This is a genomic window from Pseudoalteromonas sp. (assembly GCF_041629635.1).
Taxonomy (GTDB): domain Bacteria; phylum Pseudomonadota; class Gammaproteobacteria; order Enterobacterales; family Alteromonadaceae; genus Pseudoalteromonas.
Window position 1 is genome coordinate 25,864 of the sequence record NZ_JBFKMX010000017.1, and the last position, 21,375, is coordinate 47,238.

17 protein-coding genes are annotated in these 21,375 nt (G+C 37.2%); 8 read left to right on the forward strand and 9 right to left on the reverse strand.

All coding sequences use genetic code 11. The annotated features are described in order from the left end of the window. Window positions 1–93: 93 nt before the first annotated feature. Window positions 94–1,467 (reverse strand): hypothetical protein, encoded by a 1,374-nt coding sequence (locus ABYD77_RS04450; protein ID WP_372767388.1) that lies wholly within the window; start codon window positions 1,465–1,467, stop codon window positions 94–96. Between the two features lie 495 nt (window positions 1,468–1,962). Between ABYD77_RS04450 and soxR the strand changes: the two genes are divergently transcribed. Further along, on the forward strand, window positions 1,963–2,409 hold the full coding sequence (gene soxR, locus ABYD77_RS04455; RefSeq protein ID WP_372767389.1) for a redox-sensitive transcriptional activator SoxR: 447 nt from the start codon (window positions 1,963–1,965) through the stop codon (window positions 2,407–2,409). Here soxR and ABYD77_RS04460 read toward each other — a convergent pair. Beyond that, window positions 2,406–3,791, reverse strand: coding sequence for an aspartate ammonia-lyase (locus ABYD77_RS04460; protein ID WP_372767391.1), 1,386 nt, complete (start codon window positions 3,789–3,791; stop codon window positions 2,406–2,408). The genes soxR and ABYD77_RS04460 overlap by 4 nt on opposite strands. A gap of 124 nt (window positions 3,792–3,915) precedes the next feature. Further along, window positions 3,916–4,791 (reverse strand): LysR substrate-binding domain-containing protein, encoded by an 876-nt coding sequence (locus ABYD77_RS04465; protein WP_372767393.1) that lies wholly within the window; start codon window positions 4,789–4,791, stop codon window positions 3,916–3,918. Window positions 4,792–4,856: 65 nt separating this feature from the next. Here ABYD77_RS04465 and ABYD77_RS04470 point away from each other — a divergent pair, with 65 nt between their 5' ends. Then, a complete protein-coding gene (locus tag ABYD77_RS04470) occupies window positions 4,857–5,441 on the forward strand; it encodes a hypothetical protein (protein ID WP_372767395.1) in 585 nt (194 codons plus the stop codon). A 42-nt stretch (window positions 5,442–5,483) separates the two neighbouring features. On the opposite strand, the gene ABYD77_RS04475 is transcribed toward ABYD77_RS04470, so the two are convergent. Continuing rightward, window positions 5,484–5,777 (reverse strand): DUF1496 domain-containing protein, encoded by a 294-nt coding sequence (locus ABYD77_RS04475; RefSeq protein WP_372767397.1) that lies wholly within the window; start codon window positions 5,775–5,777, stop codon window positions 5,484–5,486. Window positions 5,778–5,977: 200 nt separating this feature from the next. Here ABYD77_RS04475 and ABYD77_RS04480 point away from each other — a divergent pair, with 200 nt between their 5' ends. Next, the gene (locus ABYD77_RS04480; protein ID WP_372767399.1) at window positions 5,978–6,844 is read left to right on the forward strand and encodes a hypothetical protein; all 867 of its coding nucleotides are present in this window, start codon (window positions 5,978–5,980) and stop codon (window positions 6,842–6,844) included. On the opposite strand, the gene maiA is transcribed toward ABYD77_RS04480, so the two are convergent. Together maiA and hmgA are read right to left on the reverse strand one after the other, a co-directional pair. After that, complete coding sequence (maiA, locus tag ABYD77_RS04485) at window positions 6,837–7,463, reverse strand: maleylacetoacetate isomerase (protein WP_372767401.1); 627 nt, start codon at window positions 7,461–7,463, stop codon at window positions 6,837–6,839. The two genes, ABYD77_RS04480 and maiA, sit on opposite strands and share 8 nt — an antisense overlap. 67 nt (window positions 7,464–7,530) lie before the next feature. Then, a complete protein-coding gene (hmgA, locus tag ABYD77_RS04490; RefSeq protein ID WP_372767403.1) occupies window positions 7,531–8,826 on the reverse strand; it encodes a homogentisate 1,2-dioxygenase in 1,296 nt (431 codons plus the stop codon). Window positions 8,827–8,999: 173 nt separating this feature from the next. Here hmgA and ABYD77_RS04495 point away from each other — a divergent pair, with 173 nt between their 5' ends. After that, on the forward strand, window positions 9,000–9,425 hold the full coding sequence (locus tag ABYD77_RS04495; RefSeq protein ID WP_372767405.1) for a MarR family winged helix-turn-helix transcriptional regulator: 426 nt from the start codon (window positions 9,000–9,002) through the stop codon (window positions 9,423–9,425). A gap of 238 nt (window positions 9,426–9,663) precedes the next feature. On the opposite strand, the gene ABYD77_RS04500 is transcribed toward ABYD77_RS04495, so the two are convergent. Beyond that, complete coding sequence (locus ABYD77_RS04500) at window positions 9,664–12,807, reverse strand: carboxypeptidase regulatory-like domain-containing protein (RefSeq protein ID WP_372767407.1); 3,144 nt, start codon at window positions 12,805–12,807, stop codon at window positions 9,664–9,666. Window positions 12,808–12,850: 43 nt separating this feature from the next. After that, window positions 12,851–13,705: a S1/P1 nuclease gene (locus ABYD77_RS04505; protein ID WP_372767409.1), complete on the reverse strand. Its 855-nt coding sequence runs from the start codon at window positions 13,703–13,705 to the stop codon at window positions 12,851–12,853. A 209-nt stretch (window positions 13,706–13,914) separates the two neighbouring features. On the opposite strand from ABYD77_RS04505, the gene ABYD77_RS04510 reads away from it, so the two are divergent. Both ABYD77_RS04510 and ABYD77_RS04515 read left to right on the forward strand, forming a co-directional pair. Beyond that, a complete protein-coding gene (locus tag ABYD77_RS04510; protein WP_372767411.1) occupies window positions 13,915–14,766 on the forward strand; it encodes a hypothetical protein in 852 nt (283 codons plus the stop codon). A gap of 79 nt (window positions 14,767–14,845) precedes the next feature. Next, the gene (locus ABYD77_RS04515; RefSeq protein ID WP_372767413.1) at window positions 14,846–15,688 is read left to right on the forward strand and encodes a hypothetical protein; all 843 of its coding nucleotides are present in this window, start codon (window positions 14,846–14,848) and stop codon (window positions 15,686–15,688) included. Between the two features lie 57 nt (window positions 15,689–15,745). Here the strand turns inward: ABYD77_RS04515 and ushA are convergent, their stop codons facing one another. After that, the gene (ushA, locus tag ABYD77_RS04520) at window positions 15,746–17,356 is read right to left on the reverse strand and encodes a bifunctional UDP-sugar hydrolase/5'-nucleotidase UshA (protein WP_372767415.1); all 1,611 of its coding nucleotides are present in this window, start codon (window positions 17,354–17,356) and stop codon (window positions 15,746–15,748) included. A gap of 220 nt (window positions 17,357–17,576) precedes the next feature. Here ushA and ABYD77_RS04525 point away from each other — a divergent pair, with 220 nt between their 5' ends. Both ABYD77_RS04525 and ABYD77_RS04530 read left to right on the forward strand, forming a co-directional pair. Continuing rightward, window positions 17,577–18,338, forward strand: coding sequence for a peptidylprolyl isomerase (locus tag ABYD77_RS04525; RefSeq protein WP_372767417.1), 762 nt, complete (start codon window positions 17,577–17,579; stop codon window positions 18,336–18,338). Window positions 18,339–18,498: 160 nt separating this feature from the next. Beyond that, on the forward strand, window positions 18,499–21,375 hold a 2,877-nt coding region (locus tag ABYD77_RS04530; RefSeq protein WP_372767419.1), incomplete at its 3' end, for an insulinase family protein.

The window sequence follows — 21,375 nt, forward strand, 5'->3', positions numbered from 1 at the left end:
TTGTTAAATAATACTTATTTAAATATTAATTTAGTCTTTTTTGTAACGTTTGCAATAATAAAAAAGGGTCAAGAGACCCTTTAAAGGATAATATTAGGCTTGATCTTGCAAAGGGACGACGTTATTTTTTGCGCGCACTTGCTCTAATTCAAGTTTTGCATCGTCTACTTCACGTTCTAAATCGCGAACGCGTGCCATAGCTTTTTCTGCACTTCGAGTAAGACGTTCTACCGTTGTTGCAGAGTTTTGCTTTATAAACTCAAGTTGTTCTTGAAGTTTTTCATTCTCATTTTCGAAGCGCCATGCATTGTTTTGCTCGCTGGATAGCTTTTCTTCTAGTAACCTGATTTTAGATAGGTTTTGATCCGAATTTTGTGTTAAACGTTGAATTGTTGCGGTTGAATTATTTTTAACAAAATCCATTTGTTTAAGGAGGTTTTCTTTTTCTGATTCAAAATTCGTTGCTATTTTTTGAGCTTCAAGTAGTTGTGCCTGCATTTCTTCAATTTGGGTTTTGGCACCTTTGACAACTGTTTGTTGATCTTGATTATGCTGCGAGAGTTCTACGTTTTGTTTTTTTAATAGTTCGATATTTTGTTCAGCTTGCTTAAGTTGTGCTTGCATTGCTTCTTTCGCTTTACGCAAGTCTTCAACCTCAGATGTGTGTTTTTCAGCTTTTGCAGCATGTGTATTGGCAGTTTGCTCAAGCTGGGATAACTGAGAAAGGGTAGAATTTTTTTCTTGAAGAAGACTTTGGATCTGTGCGTCTTTTTCTTGAAGAGCTGCTTCTAATGTCTGAACTTGGTTTGCAACTGTTTCTGTTAACTCACTTACTTTTGCTTCACCAGATTGTTTCAACTCTGCAATGGTTCGTGCGCTAGATTCTTTTAACTCTGCAATTGTAGCAGCATTATTTGCTTTGAGTTGTTCAATGGTGTTCTCATTGGCAACTCGCATATCTTCAATAGTTTGATTCTTAGACTCGGTAAGTTCTTGAAGTTGTTTTTCTTGATGCTCTTTTAGAGCTGAAATTTCAATGTCTGCGTTATCTTCAACTTCAGCAATGGTTTGTTTGAACTGTGCTGTTTCTTCTTCGAGACGAGCTTCTAATACCTTGACCTTTTCAGTCAGTTCGCTGGTAATCTGTTCTGTTTTTTGCAAACTTAAAATTGCAAATTTCTCAGCTTCAATTGCACGCTCAAGTTGCACTTCAAAGTCACGGTTAATAGTGTTAGAAAAACGCTTGATCTCACGATGAAAAGCCGCAAGGTATTCTTCGCTTAATGTACCTGTGTCAGCAGCAGCCTGACGCGTATCTTGAGACTCACTACGCCAACGTTGGTAATGCGCAAGAAGCGTTGCTGTGCTGCCTTCACATTCTTGTAAAATAACTTCAACGGAAACAGGTTTTCCGTTTTGTATTAACTGATCGCACAGTTCTTTCACTTTTGCGTAATTTGTTGTCATTCCTCTATCCTTGTAGAGCATACATAGTTTTGGGGACTTAATTTAATGCCATTAGTGATAAAGTAGTAAATTTAATCCAAGTCTACCGACTTTCACTCTATCTAAAATATAAAAATGGCATGTTGTAACAATAGCAATTTTGACCAGAAAAGATCAACACCAGACTTGTGTTTTATTGGTGAATTTAGAACTAGTTAGTGGGTTCATATGCATTTTACTTATCTAAATGAATATTTTATAACTATAGTCCACTAATTTGGTACTACTTATCTGTGTTTTCAAAGCTTATTACCTATTCTTTGACAATATTACAAAGTAATTGTTCTGAATGTTTGATATGAAACCATTTGTTTTATGCGATCAATTGACTCCCCATAATTTTGGATGAACAGTAGCCTATATTCACAAAAGCGCAACAAAATACGATGGAATTAAAGCTTGCTTTATAAGTCGTGACTAATAACAATAATTAAACCGATTTAATTTAGGCTAATTATGTCAGAAGCAAATTTATCTGTTGGTGTTATTGCGAAACGCGCAGGTGTAAATATTAGTACATTACATTATTACGAAGAAAAAGGCCTTATAAGAAGTTGGCGTAATGCAGGAAACCAACGCCGTTATAAAGCTGATGTGTTAAGACGAATCGCTTTGATTAAGGCTGGCCAAAAAATTGGTGTTAGCCTTGGCGAAACAAAAGCGATACTTGCTCAACTACCAAATGAGCGTACCCCAACAACAAAAGATTGGGAAAATATAGCGACAGCTTGGCGAGATAGGTTAACGCAACAAATTAATTATATCGAAAAGCTGAAATGCTCACTTAGTGCTTGTATTGGCTGTGGTTGTTTATCGCTTGAGCGATGCCACTTATATAATCAAGATGACTGCCTAAACCAAGAAGGTGCTGGGGCAGTCATTTTAGAGCGAAGTGATGTTTAAACTGGTTGTGTCAGTTTTTCTGGTTTTAAGATATTGCTAAGTTCTAATTCGTTTAAAATGCCTTGTTGAATAACAAGTTCTTTAACTGATGCGCGTGAAAGTAGTGCGTCTTTTGCAATTTTTGTTGCAGCTTCATAACCAATAAAAGGATTAAGTGCAGTTACCAGTGCAAGGCTATTATCAAGTAAATCTTTGCATCTTTGTTGGTTTGCCGTGATGCCTGACACGCAATGCTGTTCGAACATATCACATGCATTAGTCAATAATGAAATTGCATCCATTAAGTTTAACGCAATCAAAGGCTCCATTGCATTTAATTGTAATTGACCTGCTTCAGCGGCCATACTGATTGCACAATCTAAACCCACCACTTGATATGCAACTTGGCTTACCGCTTCAGGGATCACAGGGTTTACTTTACCTGGCATAATTGAACTGCCTGGCTGCTTTGCTGGTAGGTTTATTTCACTAATACCTGCACGCGGCCCCATGCTAAGTAGTCTTAGGTCATTAGCAATTTTAGAGAGTTTCAGTGCTAAACGTTTCAGTGCGGAAGAATAGATAACAAAATCCCCCATATCAGAACTAGCTTCAATTAAATCTTCTGCTTTTTCAAATGGAATATCTGTTAAATTTGCGAGTTCTTTAATCGCTAATTCTGCATAGTCTTTATGCGTGTTAATGCCTGTACCAACTGCAGTACCGCCAAGGTTAACGCTATTTAGTAAACTGCCCAACTGCTTAATTAACTTCACATCTTCTTTTAAAGTAGATGCAAAACCATGAAATTCTTGTCCTAACGTCATAGGTACCGCATCTTGTAATTGGGTACGTGCTAATTTTAAAATTGACGAAAATTCATTGCCTTTTGCAGTAAAGCTATTAATTAAGCTTTCAAGCGCTAACAGTAGTTTTGGTTGCTCTAATAATACGCTCAGTCTAATTGCTGTTGGGTAAACATCATTAGTGGACTGCGACATATTTACATCAGTATTTGGGTGAATATGTTGATAGTCGCCAAGTTTATATCCAAGCTTTTTTAATGCTAGATTAGCGATCACTTCATTAGCGTTCATATTTGAAGAGGTACCTGCACCACCTTGGATCATACCTACAGGAAAATACTCATGGTATTGATCGTTGATGAGATCACTACATGATGCACAAATTGCATTGGTTTTCTCGTTATTTAATAAACCTAACTGGTTATTTGCACGTGCACAGGCTGCTTTTACATAAGCAAGGCTTTTAATAATTGATGGATAGTGGCTTAAAAACTTAGTGCTTAGTGGAAAATTAACAATAGCCCTTTGAGTTTGAATGCCATAAAACACATCATTTTCGATGGTCATAGTGCCGAGTAAATCTTTTTCAATACGCATTTTTATGCCTTTTACCTTGGTGAGAGTGCGGGCAAGGTTACCTAACTTAAAATGCGGTGACTAATGCTAATAAAGATTTATGATTATGCAAAAAATGCATAACATGATGTTGTGCAATTTTCAATCAATCAAACTCAAGTGCTTGAGTGATACCTTGCCAATAGACAGACTTTGTATGGTCATTTGTAGGTAAGCGATATAGGCAAATACTTAATTCAGATATATCACTGAAGGTTTCGAGAACAGTAAGTTTCCCATCACGTAATTCGTGTTCAATAGAATAATCAGGAAGCCATGCAAAGCCTAACCCTTGTAATACCATGGTTTTTAAACTGTCAGCCATTGATGAACTAGCGACTTTATCAAGTTTGGCTGTTACTTCTTTTGTTAACGCATTATCAACTGTTCTACCTAAAAATATTGATGATTGATATGCAAGATAAGGCATTCTCTCATTGTTAATCCATTGTGGAAGTGCGGTTGTGAGTGCTACGGGTAGAAGTTTTATATTCAATAATTCAAAACGTTCATATTCCTTACCGAGCAATTCATTATCATGGAATGCCAACAAATAATCACAATTATTACTTTTAAGTAGTTTTGTACAATCATCAGCATCGGCTATTTGTAACTGGGCACTGACATTGGGCAATTGACGCTTTAAAGTTTTTAGGATTTTGGGGAATACACCTAAGGCAAGCGTATGTGTTGCAGCAATTCGAAGTTCTTGTGCATAGCTGTTTGCACGCAACTTTTCCGCAGAGCTATTAAGTAAGTGAAGTACAGATTGAGCCGTTGGCTTAAATGCTTCACCTTCATTTGTAAGCGTTAATGGTGATGTGCGTCTGTCAATGAGCTGGCAACCTAGGCTTTTCTCAAGAGATTGAATGCGTCGACTGAATGCGGGTTGAGTGACAAAACGTAATTGTGCTGCTGTACTAAAGTTACGCGTTTCACTCAGTATAAGAAAATCTTGTAGCCACTTGGTTTCTATGTTCATTAGCTGTATAAAATTAGTTATATCGAAAGGCGAGCAAGGCTCAATTAATTTTAAGGGATAATACTATGCGATATTTAATGACGTTAGCTTTTTTAGTGATAACTTTTGCAAGCCAAGCACAGCAGTGCCTTCAATCTCCGCCAAAAAGTGCAAATTTTGTATTTGAACCTGCAAATAACAAACTAACTCGTTCACAAGAAGCCAGTTTAAATCGACTATTTAAAGAGTTATCTCGTTCTTGGGTTGGCAAAAGTAGCGGCTATTATTGTATTGGCGAAGAACCCCAAAGTGCACATAAAGAATATAAATCACATCAGTTAGAAATCACGTTTAGTAATGATGAATCACTCATATTAAGGGCTCATTCTCAGGCACAAGATAGCGATGAGTTCAGTAAAAAACTATCGAGTTTAACGGTTTATGCTGATCAGGGGTTTTTACGCTTTGATCAAAATAATGCTGCGGGGGATATTTGGGTTGAACAGCTTTCATCAACACATCTAAGTGTGTGGTCAATCAGTCGAGCGGGTACGGTTTATCACCTAATTAATCGCGTTATTAAACGCAGCGCGGGTGCTTTTACAATTACAATGACGACATACAGTAATAATCGTTTAACAAGCCATTACGAAGGCCAGTTGCGATATTAAAATTTAAAGTATTATCCATTTTGTAAATTTTAAATAGTTGCGCTAATTAACCGTTATCTTAGACGCTTTTTTGGGATAAATGACATTACCTTTTTCATCAAGCTGCAACCAACCAAGTTGGCTATTTGGTTGATTTTTATATTTAACAGTACATATTAATGTAATGTTGGAAACCTGAATGATAGCACCCTCTGAATATTTCTTATCTTGATACCAGCAAACGTGCTGCAACGTGTCAGCTGCCATCCAAACATTTTCCGTGGGTTTTTTTGCTATTGTCGGATTAGAAAAAAACAAAAAACAGAAATAACAGATAATGAGAAAATCGAATTTCATAGCTCGAACCTTTGAAAACTTAATTTAATTATTTTATATAACAGTGCATAACACAACGGATATTTGATTACTATCGCTTTTGCACTCTGGGCTTCATACAACCAATTTGTTTGCTAGATAGTTAATTATAAAAGGCTATAGTTGTTTAAATACACATTCAAATCTAGGCTTAGTTTAATTGTACATTTTTATGAACTAACATGTTAATTCGCTTACTTATTGCACTTTTTTTGTGCTCTGCATTTTCAACGTATGCAAAAAAAGTTGATATCACTGTAGAAACAGATATTTACTTTTATGCTAAAGAAATTATTGGCAAAAAACCTGTTTTGGAGATAACCGATTATTCAGGTGTTAATGCACAACGTGATGTGGTTGAGTTTATTTTAATCCAACAAGCTCTTATTTTGGGTGGTTCAGACATTCAGTTTAATTTTATCTACGGCAATTATGATGCTCGTAATTTGAAACTACTAAATGAAGGCCTGTTATTACTCTCGTTCGATTCTCTGTGGTTAAGTGCCACCGAAAAATACAAAGAAAACTTATATATAACTGAGCCTTTAATCAAGAAAGGCGAATACTTTGCAGGTATATTTACCTCAGAAGTAAACCTTAAAAAATACCGTAATCCACCACTTACATTAAACGATATGACCATAGTGTCGAGTAAAGATTGGCATGTAGATTGGCTAACTTTACAAAGCTTGAAACCTAAAGAGTTAGTTCATGAATCTGACTGGATAGTAATGGCAAAAATGGTGAGCCGCGGTTGGGTTGATGGCATGTTAGCACCCTTTAAAAAACAAGAACATTTTTCTTATGTAGGTCCTGATTATAAAATAGTTGCCATTCCAAATGTGAAAGTTGCTTTGGATGATAGTCGTCACTTTGTTGTATCAAAAAAACACCCGCTTGGTAAAGAGACCTTTGAAGCGTTACAAAAAGGTTTAATGATTTTGAGAGAGCGAGGGTTAATTGAAAAAGCCTACCGACAGGCAGGCTTTATTAACGACGATGTAAAAGGGTGGCGCACAATTACTTCAGATAAAGTGCAGTTTAATTAGCGTCAATCTGGTTTTCAGGCGCTGCGTCAATAAATGCAGGTAATTGATTACATCGCGCATAAATCGCACTAATTTTGGGGAAGTCACTCATATCAAGATTAAATCTCAGCGCATTAAATACTTGTGGGATTAAGCATACATCTGCAAGGCTAGGTGTATTACCACAGCAGAAATCGGTATCACCAATTTGTGATTCTAGCTTTTCAAAACCAATGCGGATCCAGTGTAAATACCAGTTAGTTTTTTGTTCGTCCGTTACATTTAATTCACCCGTTAAATATTTTAAAACACGTAAATTATCAATCGGGTGAATATCACAGGCAATGGCATAAGCAAAACTGCGCACCTGTGCTTTTTGCCATGCATCACTTGGCAATAATGGCACTTCTGGATAAAGCTCATCTAGGTACTCTAAAATAGCCAGTGATTGACCAAGCTTACCATGCTCTGTTTCAAGGGCTGGTAATAAGCCTTGCGGGTTTACTTGTAAGTAATCTTCGCTTTGCTGTTCACTTTTCAGTAAATTGACTGGCACCATTTCATGATTAATATTTTTTAGATTCAGTGCGATACGAACGCGATAAGCAGCCGATGAACGAAAATAGGTATAGAGTTTCATATTATTAATTCCTTTAAGCACGCATAAAAAAGAACGGTTTCCCGTTCTTTTAATACTAAATTAGCAATTATTGATTGAAATACTTTTTAATGCCTTTCCAACAATCTAAATAATTTTGCTGACGCTCTTTACCTTCAAGAGCATATTTAGTTGGAGAAATAACGTAACGTGATTCAAACATAAAGGCGAGTGTATTTTCATAACGTTGTGGTTCAAGTTCAGCATTAGAGGCTTTTTCAAAAACATCTGCCTCAGGACCATGCGGCGACATACAATTATGTAAACTCATACCGCCTGGCACAAAACCGTGTTCTTTTGCATCATATACACCTTCAATTAACCCCATAAACTCACTCATAATATTGCGGTGATAATAAGGTGGTCTGAAAGTATTTTCGGCAACCATCCAGCGCGGTGGGAAGATAACAAAATCAACATTTGCAACACCTGCAGCGCCAGATGGCGAGGTAAGTACAGTGAAAATAGATGGATCAGGGTGATCAAAACTCACTGTATTCATAACATTAAAGCGAGATAAGTCATATTTGTATGGCGCACTATTACCAGTCCAAGCAACTACATCAAGCGGTGAATGGTCAATATCACAACGGAATAAATTACCATTGAACTTTGCAACAAGCTCAAAATCACCTTCTTTATCTTCAAATGCCGCTACAGGATATTGGAAATCACGTTCATTGGTATAACCATTAGCGCCTACAGGCCCACGCTCAGGTAAAATATAAGGATGACCATAGTTTTCACAAATATAACCGCGTGCGCTGTCATCTAATAGTTCAACTGAGAATTTGATGCCGCGAGGTATAACTGCAATCTCACCTGGCTTAATTGCAAGTTTGCCACACTCAGTATGAAGTACAATAGCACCTTGCTGAGGTACAAAAAGTAATTCGCCATCAGCATTATAAAAATAACGACCATCCATTGAGCTATTAGCAACATACACATGAATACCGATACCTGTTTGACCATTAGCACTGCCGTTTGCCGCCATAGTGATTAACCCGTCGATAAAATCGGTCTTTTCATTTGGGATATCAATAGGGTTCCAGCGTAGCATTGTCGGTGGGGTAGGCACTTCAGTTATTGGCGCCGTTCTCAGTAATCCATTATCCAGCGCCTGATAATCACTTTGCACAACAGAAGGGCGAATACGGTAAAACCAATTGCGGCGATTATCAGCACGAGGGGCTGTAAATGCAGTTGTATTGTACTGCTCTGCGTACAAGTCGTATTTTACTTTTTGTGGTGAAAATTGGCCGATAGGTAAAGCACCCTCAAGGGCTTCACTCTCAAATTCATTACCAAAGCCAGTTAAATAATCAAATTCTGGGAAATTCATGGGTCACTCCTGTTGTGATTTTGAAATAATATAGTCTCACATGAGAGTAAATGCAAGCGCGTGTATAAAATAAACCCCAATATTAAAGTAATTTTATTTAGCGGTTCCATTAACAAAAGCATGCATGTAAATTTAAGGTGCCAAAGCAAAGTTAATATAGAAAAGATGTATTTATGATTAAGTTAGCTACTTTTTTGCCTTATAGAATTGCCACTCTCAGTAGTAAGTTGAGTTACAGTTTTGCAAAAGTCTATGCGGATAAATATCAACTAACGGTACCGCAATGGCGAGTAATTGCGCATTTAGCAGAGAAAAAGATCTTAACAGCAAAAGAAATTTGTATTGAAGCTGGGCTTGATAAATCAACAACTTCACGAGCAGTGAAACAGCTGTTGGACCAAGATATCATTATTGGTAAACAAGCAGAAACAGATAAACGTGCAACCCAATTAGCGCTTACAGTTAAAGGTAATACGCTATATCAAGAATTATCAAACGATGCTGCTAAGTGGCAAGAGAGTTTATTTGAAAACCTTACTAGTGAAGAACAAACGGTGCTTTTTTCCATCCTAGTAAAACTAGATGAAAACAGTAATTAACGATTAATATCAATGCTGTTAAGTATGTGATCGAGGATAGCACGGGATGTATAAAATGAGAACAAGGCGGAATTCTTCTTAAGTAATTGTTCTGCATTTATAAATTCAAACGCAGTTAGTAAAATATTTAGTCCGCTAGGATTTTCAGCTACTTAAGTGAATTGGTATAGGTGTCAAAAATAAAAAAAGCCCCGCATGAGCGGGGCTTTAACTATCAAGGGGTATCTAAATATTTAGATTAGAAACGGTAGTTAACACCTACTCTCATCTGCCATAATGAACCGTAGTTCTGAACATCTTGCTGAGCAGCATTTTTGCTGAAGCCTTCATAGATGTATTGGTCATTATCGCTGTCGTATGACATATCAACCATACGGTTACCTACGAATGCACCTTCTTTAAGTACACCCCAGTCATCATTCAGTAAGTTACCTACGTTCTTAATTGTGAAGTAAACATTACCTTTGTGACCGTCCATAAGACCTGGAATTTCTTGTGAAATCTTAACGTCAAATTTAACGTACCAGTCCGCGTTGAAGTCGTTACGACCAACCGTTGAACCACGAGTTAGGCCTTCTTTCTCGATCCATGCATTCATATCTGCGATTTCTTCAGCGCTCATCTCGTAAACAACGTTAGGATCGTTTTCTAACGGGATATACATTAACTGACGTGAACCATTCCAGTTATTGTCGCCGAACTCACGGTCACTACGGTTATATGTGTAGGTATATGGACGACCTTCACTTGCCTGACCGAATAAGTTAAAGCGCGTTAGGTAACCATCGAAGAACTCATGCTTATAACCTAACTTGAATGTAAAACGGTGTGGTACTTCGTAGTTAGAAGTAGCAAGACCAGGATCATTCGGATCAGTTACCGCTAAGTTACCAAAATTAGAACCCGCCACCGATGATGTCATCGGGTTTACATCTTCAGATTGTGTGTATGCGTATGAAACTGTGAAATCTAGACCATTGTCATACTCTTTCGATAGCGCGAAAGAAAGTACCGTTGATTCACCGTCATCACCATCTACATTAGTAAGTAAGTATTCGTTGAAACGACGAACAGAATTACCTTCACTGTCAGTGAGATCAGTACGTGCGTAGATTGGGCGACCATCAAATGTTGTTTCACCAGTCTTAGTAAGCGCTAAATCACGAATAATTGCACTGTCTTGCTTTTGAGTGTGAAGTAAGTCAGCTGTGATGATGTAGTTATCTTCAGTGAAGTAAGTTCCACCAAGCGCGAATTTCCATTCTGAAGGGATTTCAAAATTATGATCAATCGCATTTACAGAGCCACCGCCAGCTGAAGAATTTGCAACTTGGTCATATTGGTTTTGCGGAACTTCAAAAATTGGTGTGCCACCATTAACCATTGGTGTATTGAATAAGTCTACATTACGTTCTTGAGTTGCAATATTGACTACACCGTCGTTAGAGTATGAGTTAGATACCCAAACGTTCGGGTTACCACCAGAGTAAAGACCAAAACCACCACGTACTTCTATATTATCAGCTGCTTGCCAGTTGAAGCCAAAACGTGGTTGAAGTAGGTCAATGTCATCCATGTTCTTTGTGTTATCAAAACCATATAACTCGGTGAATAACGCGTTCTCACGTGGCTTATCGCTGCTTGTGTACATGTCATAGCGAAGACCAAAAGTAACACTTAGATCGTAATCAATGAAGTTGTACTCATCTTGTAGGTAGAACGTATGTTGTGCAAAACCAAACTCTGCTGCTGCGTCATTCGGGTTATTTGTACCTGCTGAGTTGTTGTAGTAAACACGTGCAGCTAGGCCAGCTTCAAAGTCGTCGATTGAATTGAAACGGAATTCACCCTGTGTGTGCTGCATGAATAAGTTAAATACGTTAACATTTTCATACTCGTAACCACCTGTGATTACGTGCTCGTCTAGGTAGTATGTACCTGCTAGTTTGAACGTTGTCGTATCGTAATCTAGGTCATTTGATTGACGTGAATCATCAGGGCCTAAGAAGATTGTTTGGCCACCGTTACGAATTTGAACTTCACCAAAACCGCTTGCAGCATCTAATGAACGCTGACGCATATCTACATCAGATTTACCAATACGCATTTCAGTAGAGAAGTTGTCAGTCCAATCTGAATATACAGAACCTACGATTGACTGGAACTCAACACCACGTTCATAGAAATGGCTATCAAGTGTTACTGCCCAGTCATCAGACTGGCTTAAACGGAAACCATCGTTGTAGTTGTAAACAACACTTGCACGGTGATCATCGTTGATGTTCCAGTCTAATTTTACAAGTAGTTTCTGGTCGTCTACAGGCATGCTTGCTGGTGTAGAACCTGCATCATAGCCATAAACGTCTAGGGCGATTTTTCGAACACGTTCAAGATCTGACGGTGTAACATCATCATCTTCGCTTGTGCCAAGGCGAGGATATTCGAATAATTCAGCACCTTTTAATTCTTCGTATGCTACGAATACGAAAAGCTCATCTTTAATGATTGGTGCACCAACAGAGAAACCATAACGCTTTTCTGAGTAGTTACCATTATCAATGTCTTCACCTTCGATTGAATCACCTTGCATTGAATCGTTAGTGTAATCGAAGAAAACTTTACCATGAACTTCATTAGTACCTGACTTAGTTACAGCGTTGAAGTTACATGATGTGAAACCACCGTAGTTTACGTCAAATGGCGCAAGCTCAACTGCTACTTGATCAATTGCATCGTATGAGAACGGTGCACGCACTGTTGGATAACCATTACTGTTAAGACCAAAGTTATCGTTCATGCGAACGCCATCAAGTGTTAAGCTGTTAAAGCGTGGGTTACCACCACCACACTGAATCGCACCGTCACCACGGCTGTCATCGATATAAATACGTGGATCTGCTTGAACAATGTCTTTTAAGTCACGGTTAATTGCTGGTTGGTTCTCAAGGTCACGCAGGCTGAAGTTTGCAGCAGGACCTGTACCTCCTGAGAAAGAGCTGATAGGACGACCAGTAACAACGATCTGTTCCATATCAGACTTTGATTGAAGTTGAACACTTACTGGGTATTCTTTACCTAGTGTTAGGTATACATCCTCAACCATAGTATCTTCAAATTCTTTTGAGTCAACGATGATTTGGTATGGACCACCAACACGTAAGCCTTTTGCACTGAAAAGACCTGATTCATTTACAACAGCTTTTTTAATTGAGCCAGAAGGTACGTGAATGATAGTAATCTCCGTACCCGCAGCTGGGTTGCCGTTAGGGCCAACAATTGTACCGCGCACAGAAGATGCAGTATCGTTGGCATATGCCGCCGTAGAGCCTAAACATGCTGCAATAGCAAGTGGCAATACTTTTTTGCGTAGTTGCGTTTTCATTAGTAGTTTCCCGTGTAACTAAGTTTAAAGTTAGTTTTGTATTTTATTGCTTATTATTTTGTTCAAGATAACCAATCGCATTAACTTGAACTTCTGCTGATTTATCAAAAATTTTGTTTAATAAACCAGCTAATCTAATTCCACCTTGAAGCAAACGCTCTTTTACGATTGGCATTTGTTCATAAACGTAATGGTATTTAAATTCGCCATTGCCGATATCGTATAGTTCTTCGGCAATATGAAATGATTCAAGTACCCAATCTTTTGGTTCTGACGCTAAGTAGCGAGAAATAACTTGCGGGTTTTTGGTATCAATAAATTCAACAAATTCAGTGTAGGAAAGGTTTTCACTTTCGACCAATCCCTTGTCCCAAAGAGAGTGTAAGTTGGTTTCTTTACCAAAAAATTTAACTTTTATTTTATTCCCACCCCAATCTTCGCTTCGACCTGCATGCATCGGCTGATGAATATCACCAACAAGGTGGGTTAGAAAACGAAAATAAAACTGTTTTTTATCTAAGGTAGTATTTGGGCTTTCAAGAACTGCAACCGCTTTTAAGATGCCGGAATAAATATCAGTAACTTCACCTTTGTTATGTGTAATGCGATATTTATTAGGCTTGAAATCAGCAGCAGAAGAAATATTGATATAGTGCCACTTGCCCGATTCATGTTTCCAAAAATCAGCAGGGTTCGAGCGCATTTCATCCGCCCAGGTGGTAACTTCAGCAAGTTTATCACCTTGTAATAAAGGGTAAATTGCACGACGTGTTTCTATCGTCAAATGGTTTTCGGCAATCTTGCCAATTATTCGGTGTCCGTTTTGACTCCAAGCACTTGCATTAGAAGTAGTTAAAGTTAGGGCAGCGAGTAACAAAAAACTTATGCACTTAATCATCTTTTTTTAATTGTGTTTAGTTGTTATCAACAAGGCTAATTGTCCTTAGTTTTAGAAAAATAGGAAGGACTCATTAGGATTCATAATTACTTGTTAACAAAGTATATAAAACAATAAGATATATCTTTTAAATAAAATTACTTATTGCAATAAGTAAATGTACGTGATGAAATGAGAGCTTGGTTTAGGTCTAGATTCTAACAATAAAAATGAAATATAATTTTTTGTTTTCAAAATCAGCGATGACAGCTGTTTTTTGTATACTAATCGTCCTTTTTGGCCTGCTTGGAGCAAGCCAATATAAAAGTAATTTTAAGCAGCTTGCTTTATTTATCGAAGTCAACAAGCAATGTGATGCAAAATTATCTGAAAATGAAAATTTATTTCATATTTATGTACCTACTGAACAATTAGCAAATCAACTCATCCCTTATTTTTGTAATAACCCTGTAGTAGCTAAGCAGTTCGGTCAGGTGAAATTGAATTGGGGTTATGATATGAGTGATGCCCTTGAGTTTATTGGTCGAGGTAATGCTGACCTAATCATGACGAAAGAAAATTTAATGTTGGCATTTAAAAGTGAGTACACTTTCAATTATAAAACATTGCTTGCTTACCCGGATTATACGGCATTTTTTATCTCATTAAATGAAAAACCACGACTCGAAAAAGAGTACTTTATTGATAAGCGAATTGGTTTATTAGATTACCCAAGTAGTCGTTCAGGTTATATCTTACCTAGAACACTCTTCAAACAATTGAATATTAATGTTGATAATCTGGATATTATTCAAGCAAGTTCTCACAGTACATTAAGGGATTTATTGGCAGAAGGCAAAGTCGATCTTATTGCATCTTACTGGAAACAAGATGATATGAATCGTTTCTTAGAAAACTATATTACGCCAATAAGCAACAATGTAAGTGGTAGCCGTTGGTATTTTAAGATGGAAACACAAAACACAGAATTAGCCTGCGCGATTAGCGGCATTATTCATCGCCATGCCAATGCGCAAACATCCCCATATTTCAAAGATGTAGAAAGTTATGTTGAATGTTAGTCGTAACAAAATAATTTTAATAGCGTGTTTAAGCTATCTGGTGTTTCAATTAAGTTATGCTTTGTCTAAATTTAGTGCTATGAACACTACCATAGATAATTTGTCGATACTTCTTGAAAATCGTATTGCGAAAGATTTAAGTCGCTTACCATTACCTGATCCAAATAAAAGCAGTGCAGGTAACACTCTTGCAATTGAAACTTACATTGCAAAGTTAAACCAACATATTGATGGATTATCACTTAAGCCTAAGTTACTCGCGATTCAATCTGACAAATTTAGTTTTCATACTGATCGAGAATTAATTAAAAAATCTTTTGAAACACCCAATAAAAAGATTACTTTTACATATTCTGTTAATAAAGTATCGCTGTGGGATTATTTTTCTTTAGGTGCATTGTTTGCATCATTAGGCTTCTATTTTTTAATTGAATATCGCTATAAATTAAAATCACGAAAACAAAATGTGACAATTGAACAAGATAATGAAGAGCACGCACGTTTAGTGATTGATCTCGAGAAAAAGCTTTTAATAAATAGTCGTACCCACGCAAGTGTGCCGCTTGCTAATAAACCGCTTTGTTTTTTTACAGCATTAATTGATTATTGTCTTTTACATCCGGATGTTTTGCTTAATCAAAATAAAGATTTGCCAGACGAACTTGTTGTACTTTCCAATAAATACTTTTATCGTTTAACAGAACTTGGTCATACTATTCGTAAGCGTCCAAATTTTTCCAATAGTTTAGAAAAAACGCTAAGTGAAATTCGAGCAGCCCTAGATGAAATTTTAGTGGATGACTTACAACTTAAAGAGATGTTTTTTCCACCGAAAGCGCATGGGGAAGGGTCTCGTTCTAAATTGCATCATTATGGTTTGAAAGGCATTGAATCGGAGTTTGTTGAGGTAATAGGAAAATAGCTTAAGAGACTAAAGTTAAAAGAGCATTCAGCTTTTGCAGACTGAATGCTTAATTTTTTAAATTTTTGATGCATCAATCGGAGAATTTTTTAAGAAATAGTTCTTTAATACTTCAGCATCAACGATATCTGTGGCAACAAAATGAGAGTGGTTTGTCACATTTGGGTAACCATCACCACCCGCGGCATTATAACTATTTAAAGTAAAGCGATAACGCTTAGATATATCGAAAGGCTTGCCATCAATTGATTTAATTAAAACTGAGTCGCCATTTTTTTCAAACTGAATGCCGTAAAACTGACAATACGCGCCAGAATCAGACGGAAAGGTTGCAACTATATTGATGTAGTCAATTAACTCTTGTCCTTGAAGCTCAAGGTAAGTAATACGATTTTTAAAGGGGTGTACTTGTAAAATATCTTTGTAACTTACATCACCAGATTTAATCGAGTCGCGAATTCCGCCACCACTAATAATGCCGAAGTCTGCTCGAACACTTTCGCTTTGTGCTTTTGCGATTAAACGTCCTAAGTTAGTTTGGACAAAACGAACTTTGCTACGGTCGCCTTCTAAGTGGCCAATCAGTTTACCGATTGGTTGTGAAATTTTAGCAGCACCTTTCTCTTGATAGGGTGTTAAAAAAGCAAGCATTTCAGGGTCTTCAGCTATTTTATCACCAGCTAATGACTTAACTTTTTTACCACCCACAATATCCTCACGGTACATATTCACAGGAATTAATTGATAACTGATTAAAGTAAGTTGTCCATCTTTAAGTACAAATTCTGCTTTACCAACATATTTTCCCCATTCATGTGCTTGCATGATCCAAGTGCCGTTTTGCTGATCTGGTAGGCATTTATCACCAGGTTGAAAACTTGCATTAGCGGTATTTTCGTCTTCCATACAAATCGGTTCTTGTGAATGACCACCAATAATAATATCTAAGGAGTCTTTTGGCAGATTACGTGCAAGAGTGACATCGCCAGGGGCGTTAATACCATGCTTAGCGTTTATATAATGGCCCATGTGGGTAACTGCAATGGTTATATCTGGTTGGTATTTAGCTTTAATCTTGTCTAATAAAGGCTGTGCAGCGGCAACAGGCTCTCTAAATTCAAAATTGTCGATATATTCTGGATTTGCTATCTTAGCGGTATCAACCGTGGTTAAACCTATGATAGCAATTTTAAGGTCATCACGTTCAACTATTTGATAAGGCAGGTAAGCATGTTGGCCAGTATCTTTGCGAAAAATATTAGCTGAGAGTAATGGGAAATTTGCCCATGAAATTTGTTTATCGAGTACGTCAAGTGGATTATCAAATTCATGGTTACCAATTGCCATCGCATCGTAACCGAGTAAATTCATCGCTTTAAAATCAGGTTCAGCATGTTGTAAATCTGACTCTGGCACTCCTGTGTTAATGTCGCCACCAGAGAGCAGTAATACATGATGATTTTTTTCCTTGGCTTCTGTTCGTAATCTATCAATTAGTGTTTTACGCGCAGACATACCATATTCGCCTTGCTCATTACGCCAAAATCGACCGTGATTGTCATTAGTATGAAGTATCGTGAGTTTTTCTTCAGTTGTTACTGTAGAGAACGTTGATAAACTCGTTGTAAATAGAGCTAAAACTATAATCGTTCGTATAATAATCATCATAAATTTATTTTGTAGGCGAAAAACGCTGATTATTTTACCTAGCTAAAAGTATTATGGGGCGGACAAATGTCCGCTAGTTTGTTGCTTGAAGTAAAATAAATGCAAGGTAAGTAAGGATAATGTTATCAATTGTAACTTGATGCCCGTGTTAAGTAGCTAACGTGAGTAATTCTGAGTAAGATTCTCGCGATAATAATTAACAAAATATTCACGGGCAATTATGAATAAACTAAAAATGGCAATATTAGCAGCGGGTCTTTCGGTTAGCTCAGCACAAGCAACCATTGTTGAAGTGCAAACAACGCAAGGGAATTTTCAAATTAACTTATTTGATGAACGTACGCCAAAAACAGTTGAGAACTTTCTAAAATATGTAAATAACGAAGACTTTAATGGTGTAGTTTATCACCGTTTAGTGACTGATTTTGTATTGCAAGGCGGCGGGTACACTTATGATGGTTCCTCGTTCAAAGCAATTGATAACTATGGCAATGTAGTTAATGAACCGGTTTACTCAAACGTACGCGGTACCATTGCAATGGCAAAGCTTGCAAATGACCCTAATAGTGCAACGAGCCAGTGGTTTATTAATTTAAGTGATAATAGTGCTAATTTAGACTTACAAAATGGTGGTTTTACCGTATTTGGTCAGATTATCGGTAATGGTATGGAAGTAATTGATAATATGTCTAAATTCTCATGCAATGAATACCCGCTCGTAAATACTACCGATGAGCAGTGTGCTGATTTAAAAAACGGTACATTAACGCTTGATGCTCAGCGTTTAATTGCCATTGAACATGTTGCGATTATAGATAGTAATAGCAACACGCTTGGTGATTTAGCGCCACAAGAAAATAAGTTAATTAAAGAGCCTGTTCAGCCGCTAGACAATTCAAATGATTCCGGTGGTAGCTTTGGTGCACTACTAACACTGCTGGGTGGTCTGCTGGTATTTAGACGCAAGTTTACAACACATTAATGTAATTAAGTTTTAGACACGTTTTATTGACAAAATGTTACAAATATAATGTGTTAACTGTTGCATTTAATCACTGCTTTTTTATAGTAGTGATATGAAAGAACGCTCTGTTTCGCCAAAAGATCAGAGCGTTTTTTATATATGTTAATAGGGAACCATTATGAAAAAAGCACTTAGCTTAAGTGCATTAGCACTGGCTGTACTAGTCGGTTGCAACGCAAATAATCAAACCTCATCTACTTCAAATACGACAAATCTTTATTCTGATACCTTAGTTGTTAGTCCAAATGATAATCGTGAATACAAAACGTTAAAGTTAAGCAATGAAATTGAAGTTGTTTTAGTCTCTGATCCGAGTGTAGACAAGTCTGCTGCAGCATTAAGTGTGGGTGTTGGTTTATTACATGATCCAATGACGCAACAAGGCATGGCACATTATTTAGAGCATATGCTGTTTTTAGGTACTGAGCGCTTTCCAGATACAAATGAATACTCTGAGTTTATGACTAAAAATGGTGGTGCGCATAATGCGTATACATGGTTAGACATTACCAACTACATGTTTAAAGCAAATAACGATGCATTTGAAGAAGGGTTAGATCGTTTTTCAGACTTTTTTAAAGCACCAAAGTTGTATCCTGAATACACGGAAAAAGAAAAAAATGCGGTTAATGCTGAATGGTCAATGCGCCGTGAGCTAGACTTTTTTGGTCAGTTTAAACTCGCGCGTAAAATGATGGGTGAGCATCCAGCCAACCGCTTCTTAATTGGTAACCTTGAAACATTAGGCGATAAAGAAGGTAGTAAGCTGCATGCAGAGACAGTTGCTTTTTTTGATAAATACTATTCATCTAATATCATGAAAGTGGCGCTTTTAAGCAACAAACCAATTGCCGAGCTAGAAGCGCTTGCAAATAAATACTTCTCAGATATTAAAAATAAAAATATTGAAAAGCCAAGTGTGACTGTGCAAGTTGATTTTTCAAAAGTGGGCGGTAAGAAGGTTTTCTACAAGCCAAATAAAGATGTAAAACAGCTCACGCTTGATTTTACAATTGAAAATAATAACGATGAGTTTGCGCTTAAACCAAACCGTTTCTTGTCTTATTTGATTTATTCTGAAATGCCGGGTACACCTGCAACATTACTGCGTGAAAAAGGCTGGATTTCAGGTTTAGGTGCTAATGCATCACCAGCCCATTACGGGAATTACGGAACATTCTCAATTGATGTAACACTGACAGATGACGGGATGAAACACCGTGATGAGATAGTTGCAATCATAATGCAGTACATTGATCTAATTCGTGAAAAAGGTGTTGATAAAAAATATTTTGACGAGATCAGAACATCACTTAATAACCAGTTTAAATTCCTAGAAAAAGGCGATGAATTTGGTTACGTGTCAAACCTTGCTGGTGCGATGCAAGTCTATCCAACAAATCATGTGATCAATGCGCCATACTACTATGGTCAATTTGATGAAAAAGCAATTAATGATGTGCTTGCACAGCTAATACCAGAGACTTTAAAAATTTGGTATGTAAGTCAGCAAGAAGAAACTGATAGCACGCTTCATTTTTATGATGGTAACTACCGTATAGCGGATATTTCGAAAGAAGAGATTGCAAGTTGGAAACAACCAACAAAACTGGCAATGAACTTACCTGCAGTTAACCGTCTACTACCAGAAAGCTTTGAACTGAAAGTCGTAAGCGATGAAATCAAAGCTAAGCCGCAATTAGTGCATGACACTAATCACATTAAAGTGTGGCAATTCGCAAGCAAAAACTTTGCACATCAGCCAAAAGGCATGCTGAAAGTGTATGTAAATAACCCAGATACGCTAACTGATATGGATACTTCAATTTTGTTAGCAATTTGGCAAGATCTGTACAGTAAAAAAGTGGTAGCACTAAACACTGAAGCCGGTGTTGGTGGCATGTCAATGAGTCTATCTGATTCAAATGGCGTTATTTTTACCGTTAATGGTTTTACGGATAAGCAAAGTGAGCTGATTGTAGCAGGCATGAATGAATTGCGAATTGCACCAACAGATCTTGAATTTAACCAAGCGAAAGACCGCTTCTTACGCGGTGTTGCTAATAAGAGCAAAAACTTCCCTTATAGCCAAGCATTTGATGCATTTTATAAAGCAACAAGCCAAGGCAATTATGAAGATAATGCGCTAATTGCACGTGCAAAATCACTTTCAATCAGCGATTTAAGCAAGGTAATTGATAACGTACTTACAAATAACCACGTACGCGTGTTTATGTTCGGTAACTATGACGCGAAAGACGTTAAAACCGTTGTTTCTAGTTTAGAAAAAGCACTACCTAAAGATGTTAAAACAACCCAATACACGCGAGCTAAGTCTTGGTTACCAAAACCTGGCCAAGTATTTACAGTACAGCGTGATATTGATGTTGCTGACGTTGCTCTTGTCGATATGCATATGCACCCTGTAAAAGGTAAAAAGCAAGAAGCGCAGGGATTAGTGTTACAAGGCCACTTTAGCAACAAAGTATTTGATAAATTACGTACAGAAGAGCAACTTGCTTACGCTGTTGGTGGTTTCAGTACGGCGTTAGATGATTACATTGGCTTTGGCATGTATATTCAAACACCTGTTAAAGGGCCTGGCGAAATGCAAGCACGTTTTGATGAGTACAAACTTGAATACAAAAAAGAGCTTGATGCCATCAGTGAAGAGACGTTTGCACAGCTTAAAAATGCGGTACTGATTAAACTTAATGAGCAACCTAAAAACTTAGGTGATGAATTAAGACCGTATTTATCAGACTGGTACGATGAAAATTTTGATTTTGATTCAAAAGCAGAGCTGATTAAAGAAGTTGAAAAAGTAACACTTGAGGATGTGAAAGATTTCTATAACCAAACGGTGTTAAATAAAAATGCAGCGCGTTTAAATGTTCAAATGCGCGGTACAAAATTTGCTGATAAAGCATTTGGCAAGCTTGAAAATCAAACCGTTATTACTGATTTTACCAAGGCAGCTGAATTACTCGATTAC

Excerpts from the sequence above, each read along its gene's own strand:
- ABYD77_RS04450 (WP_372767388.1), bottom strand. The coding sequence starts at position 1,467 with ATGACAACAAATTACGCAAAAGTGAAAGAACTGTGCGATCAGTTAATA.
- soxR (WP_372767389.1), top strand. The coding sequence starts at position 1,963 with ATGTCAGAAGCAAATTTATCTGTTGGTGTTATTGCGAAACGCGCAGGT.
- ABYD77_RS04460 (WP_372767391.1), bottom strand. The coding sequence starts at position 3,791 with ATGCGTATTGAAAAAGATTTACTCGGCACTATGACCATCGAAAATGAT.
- ABYD77_RS04465 (WP_372767393.1), bottom strand. The coding sequence starts at position 4,791 with ATGAACATAGAAACCAAGTGGCTACAAGATTTTCTTATACTGAGTGAA.
- ABYD77_RS04470 (WP_372767395.1), top strand. The coding sequence starts at position 4,857 with ATGCGATATTTAATGACGTTAGCTTTTTTAGTGATAACTTTTGCAAGC.
- ABYD77_RS04475 (WP_372767397.1), bottom strand. The coding sequence starts at position 5,777 with ATGAAATTCGATTTTCTCATTATCTGTTATTTCTGTTTTTTGTTTTTT.
- ABYD77_RS04480 (WP_372767399.1), top strand. The coding sequence starts at position 5,978 with ATGTTAATTCGCTTACTTATTGCACTTTTTTTGTGCTCTGCATTTTCA.
- maiA (WP_372767401.1), bottom strand. The coding sequence starts at position 7,463 with ATGAAACTCTATACCTATTTTCGTTCATCGGCTGCTTATCGCGTTCGT.
- hmgA (WP_372767403.1), bottom strand. The coding sequence starts at position 8,826 with ATGAATTTCCCAGAATTTGATTATTTAACTGGCTTTGGTAATGAATTT.
- ABYD77_RS04495 (WP_372767405.1), top strand. The coding sequence starts at position 9,000 with ATGATTAAGTTAGCTACTTTTTTGCCTTATAGAATTGCCACTCTCAGT.
- ABYD77_RS04500 (WP_372767407.1), bottom strand. The coding sequence starts at position 12,807 with ATGAAAACGCAACTACGCAAAAAAGTATTGCCACTTGCTATTGCAGCA.
- ABYD77_RS04505 (WP_372767409.1), bottom strand. The coding sequence starts at position 13,705 with ATGATTAAGTGCATAAGTTTTTTGTTACTCGCTGCCCTAACTTTAACT.
- ABYD77_RS04510 (WP_372767411.1), top strand. The coding sequence starts at position 13,915 with ATGAAATATAATTTTTTGTTTTCAAAATCAGCGATGACAGCTGTTTTT.
- ABYD77_RS04515 (WP_372767413.1), top strand. The coding sequence starts at position 14,846 with ATGAACACTACCATAGATAATTTGTCGATACTTCTTGAAAATCGTATT.
- ushA (WP_372767415.1), bottom strand. The coding sequence starts at position 17,356 with ATGATGATTATTATACGAACGATTATAGTTTTAGCTCTATTTACAACG.
- ABYD77_RS04525 (WP_372767417.1), top strand. The coding sequence starts at position 17,577 with ATGAATAAACTAAAAATGGCAATATTAGCAGCGGGTCTTTCGGTTAGC.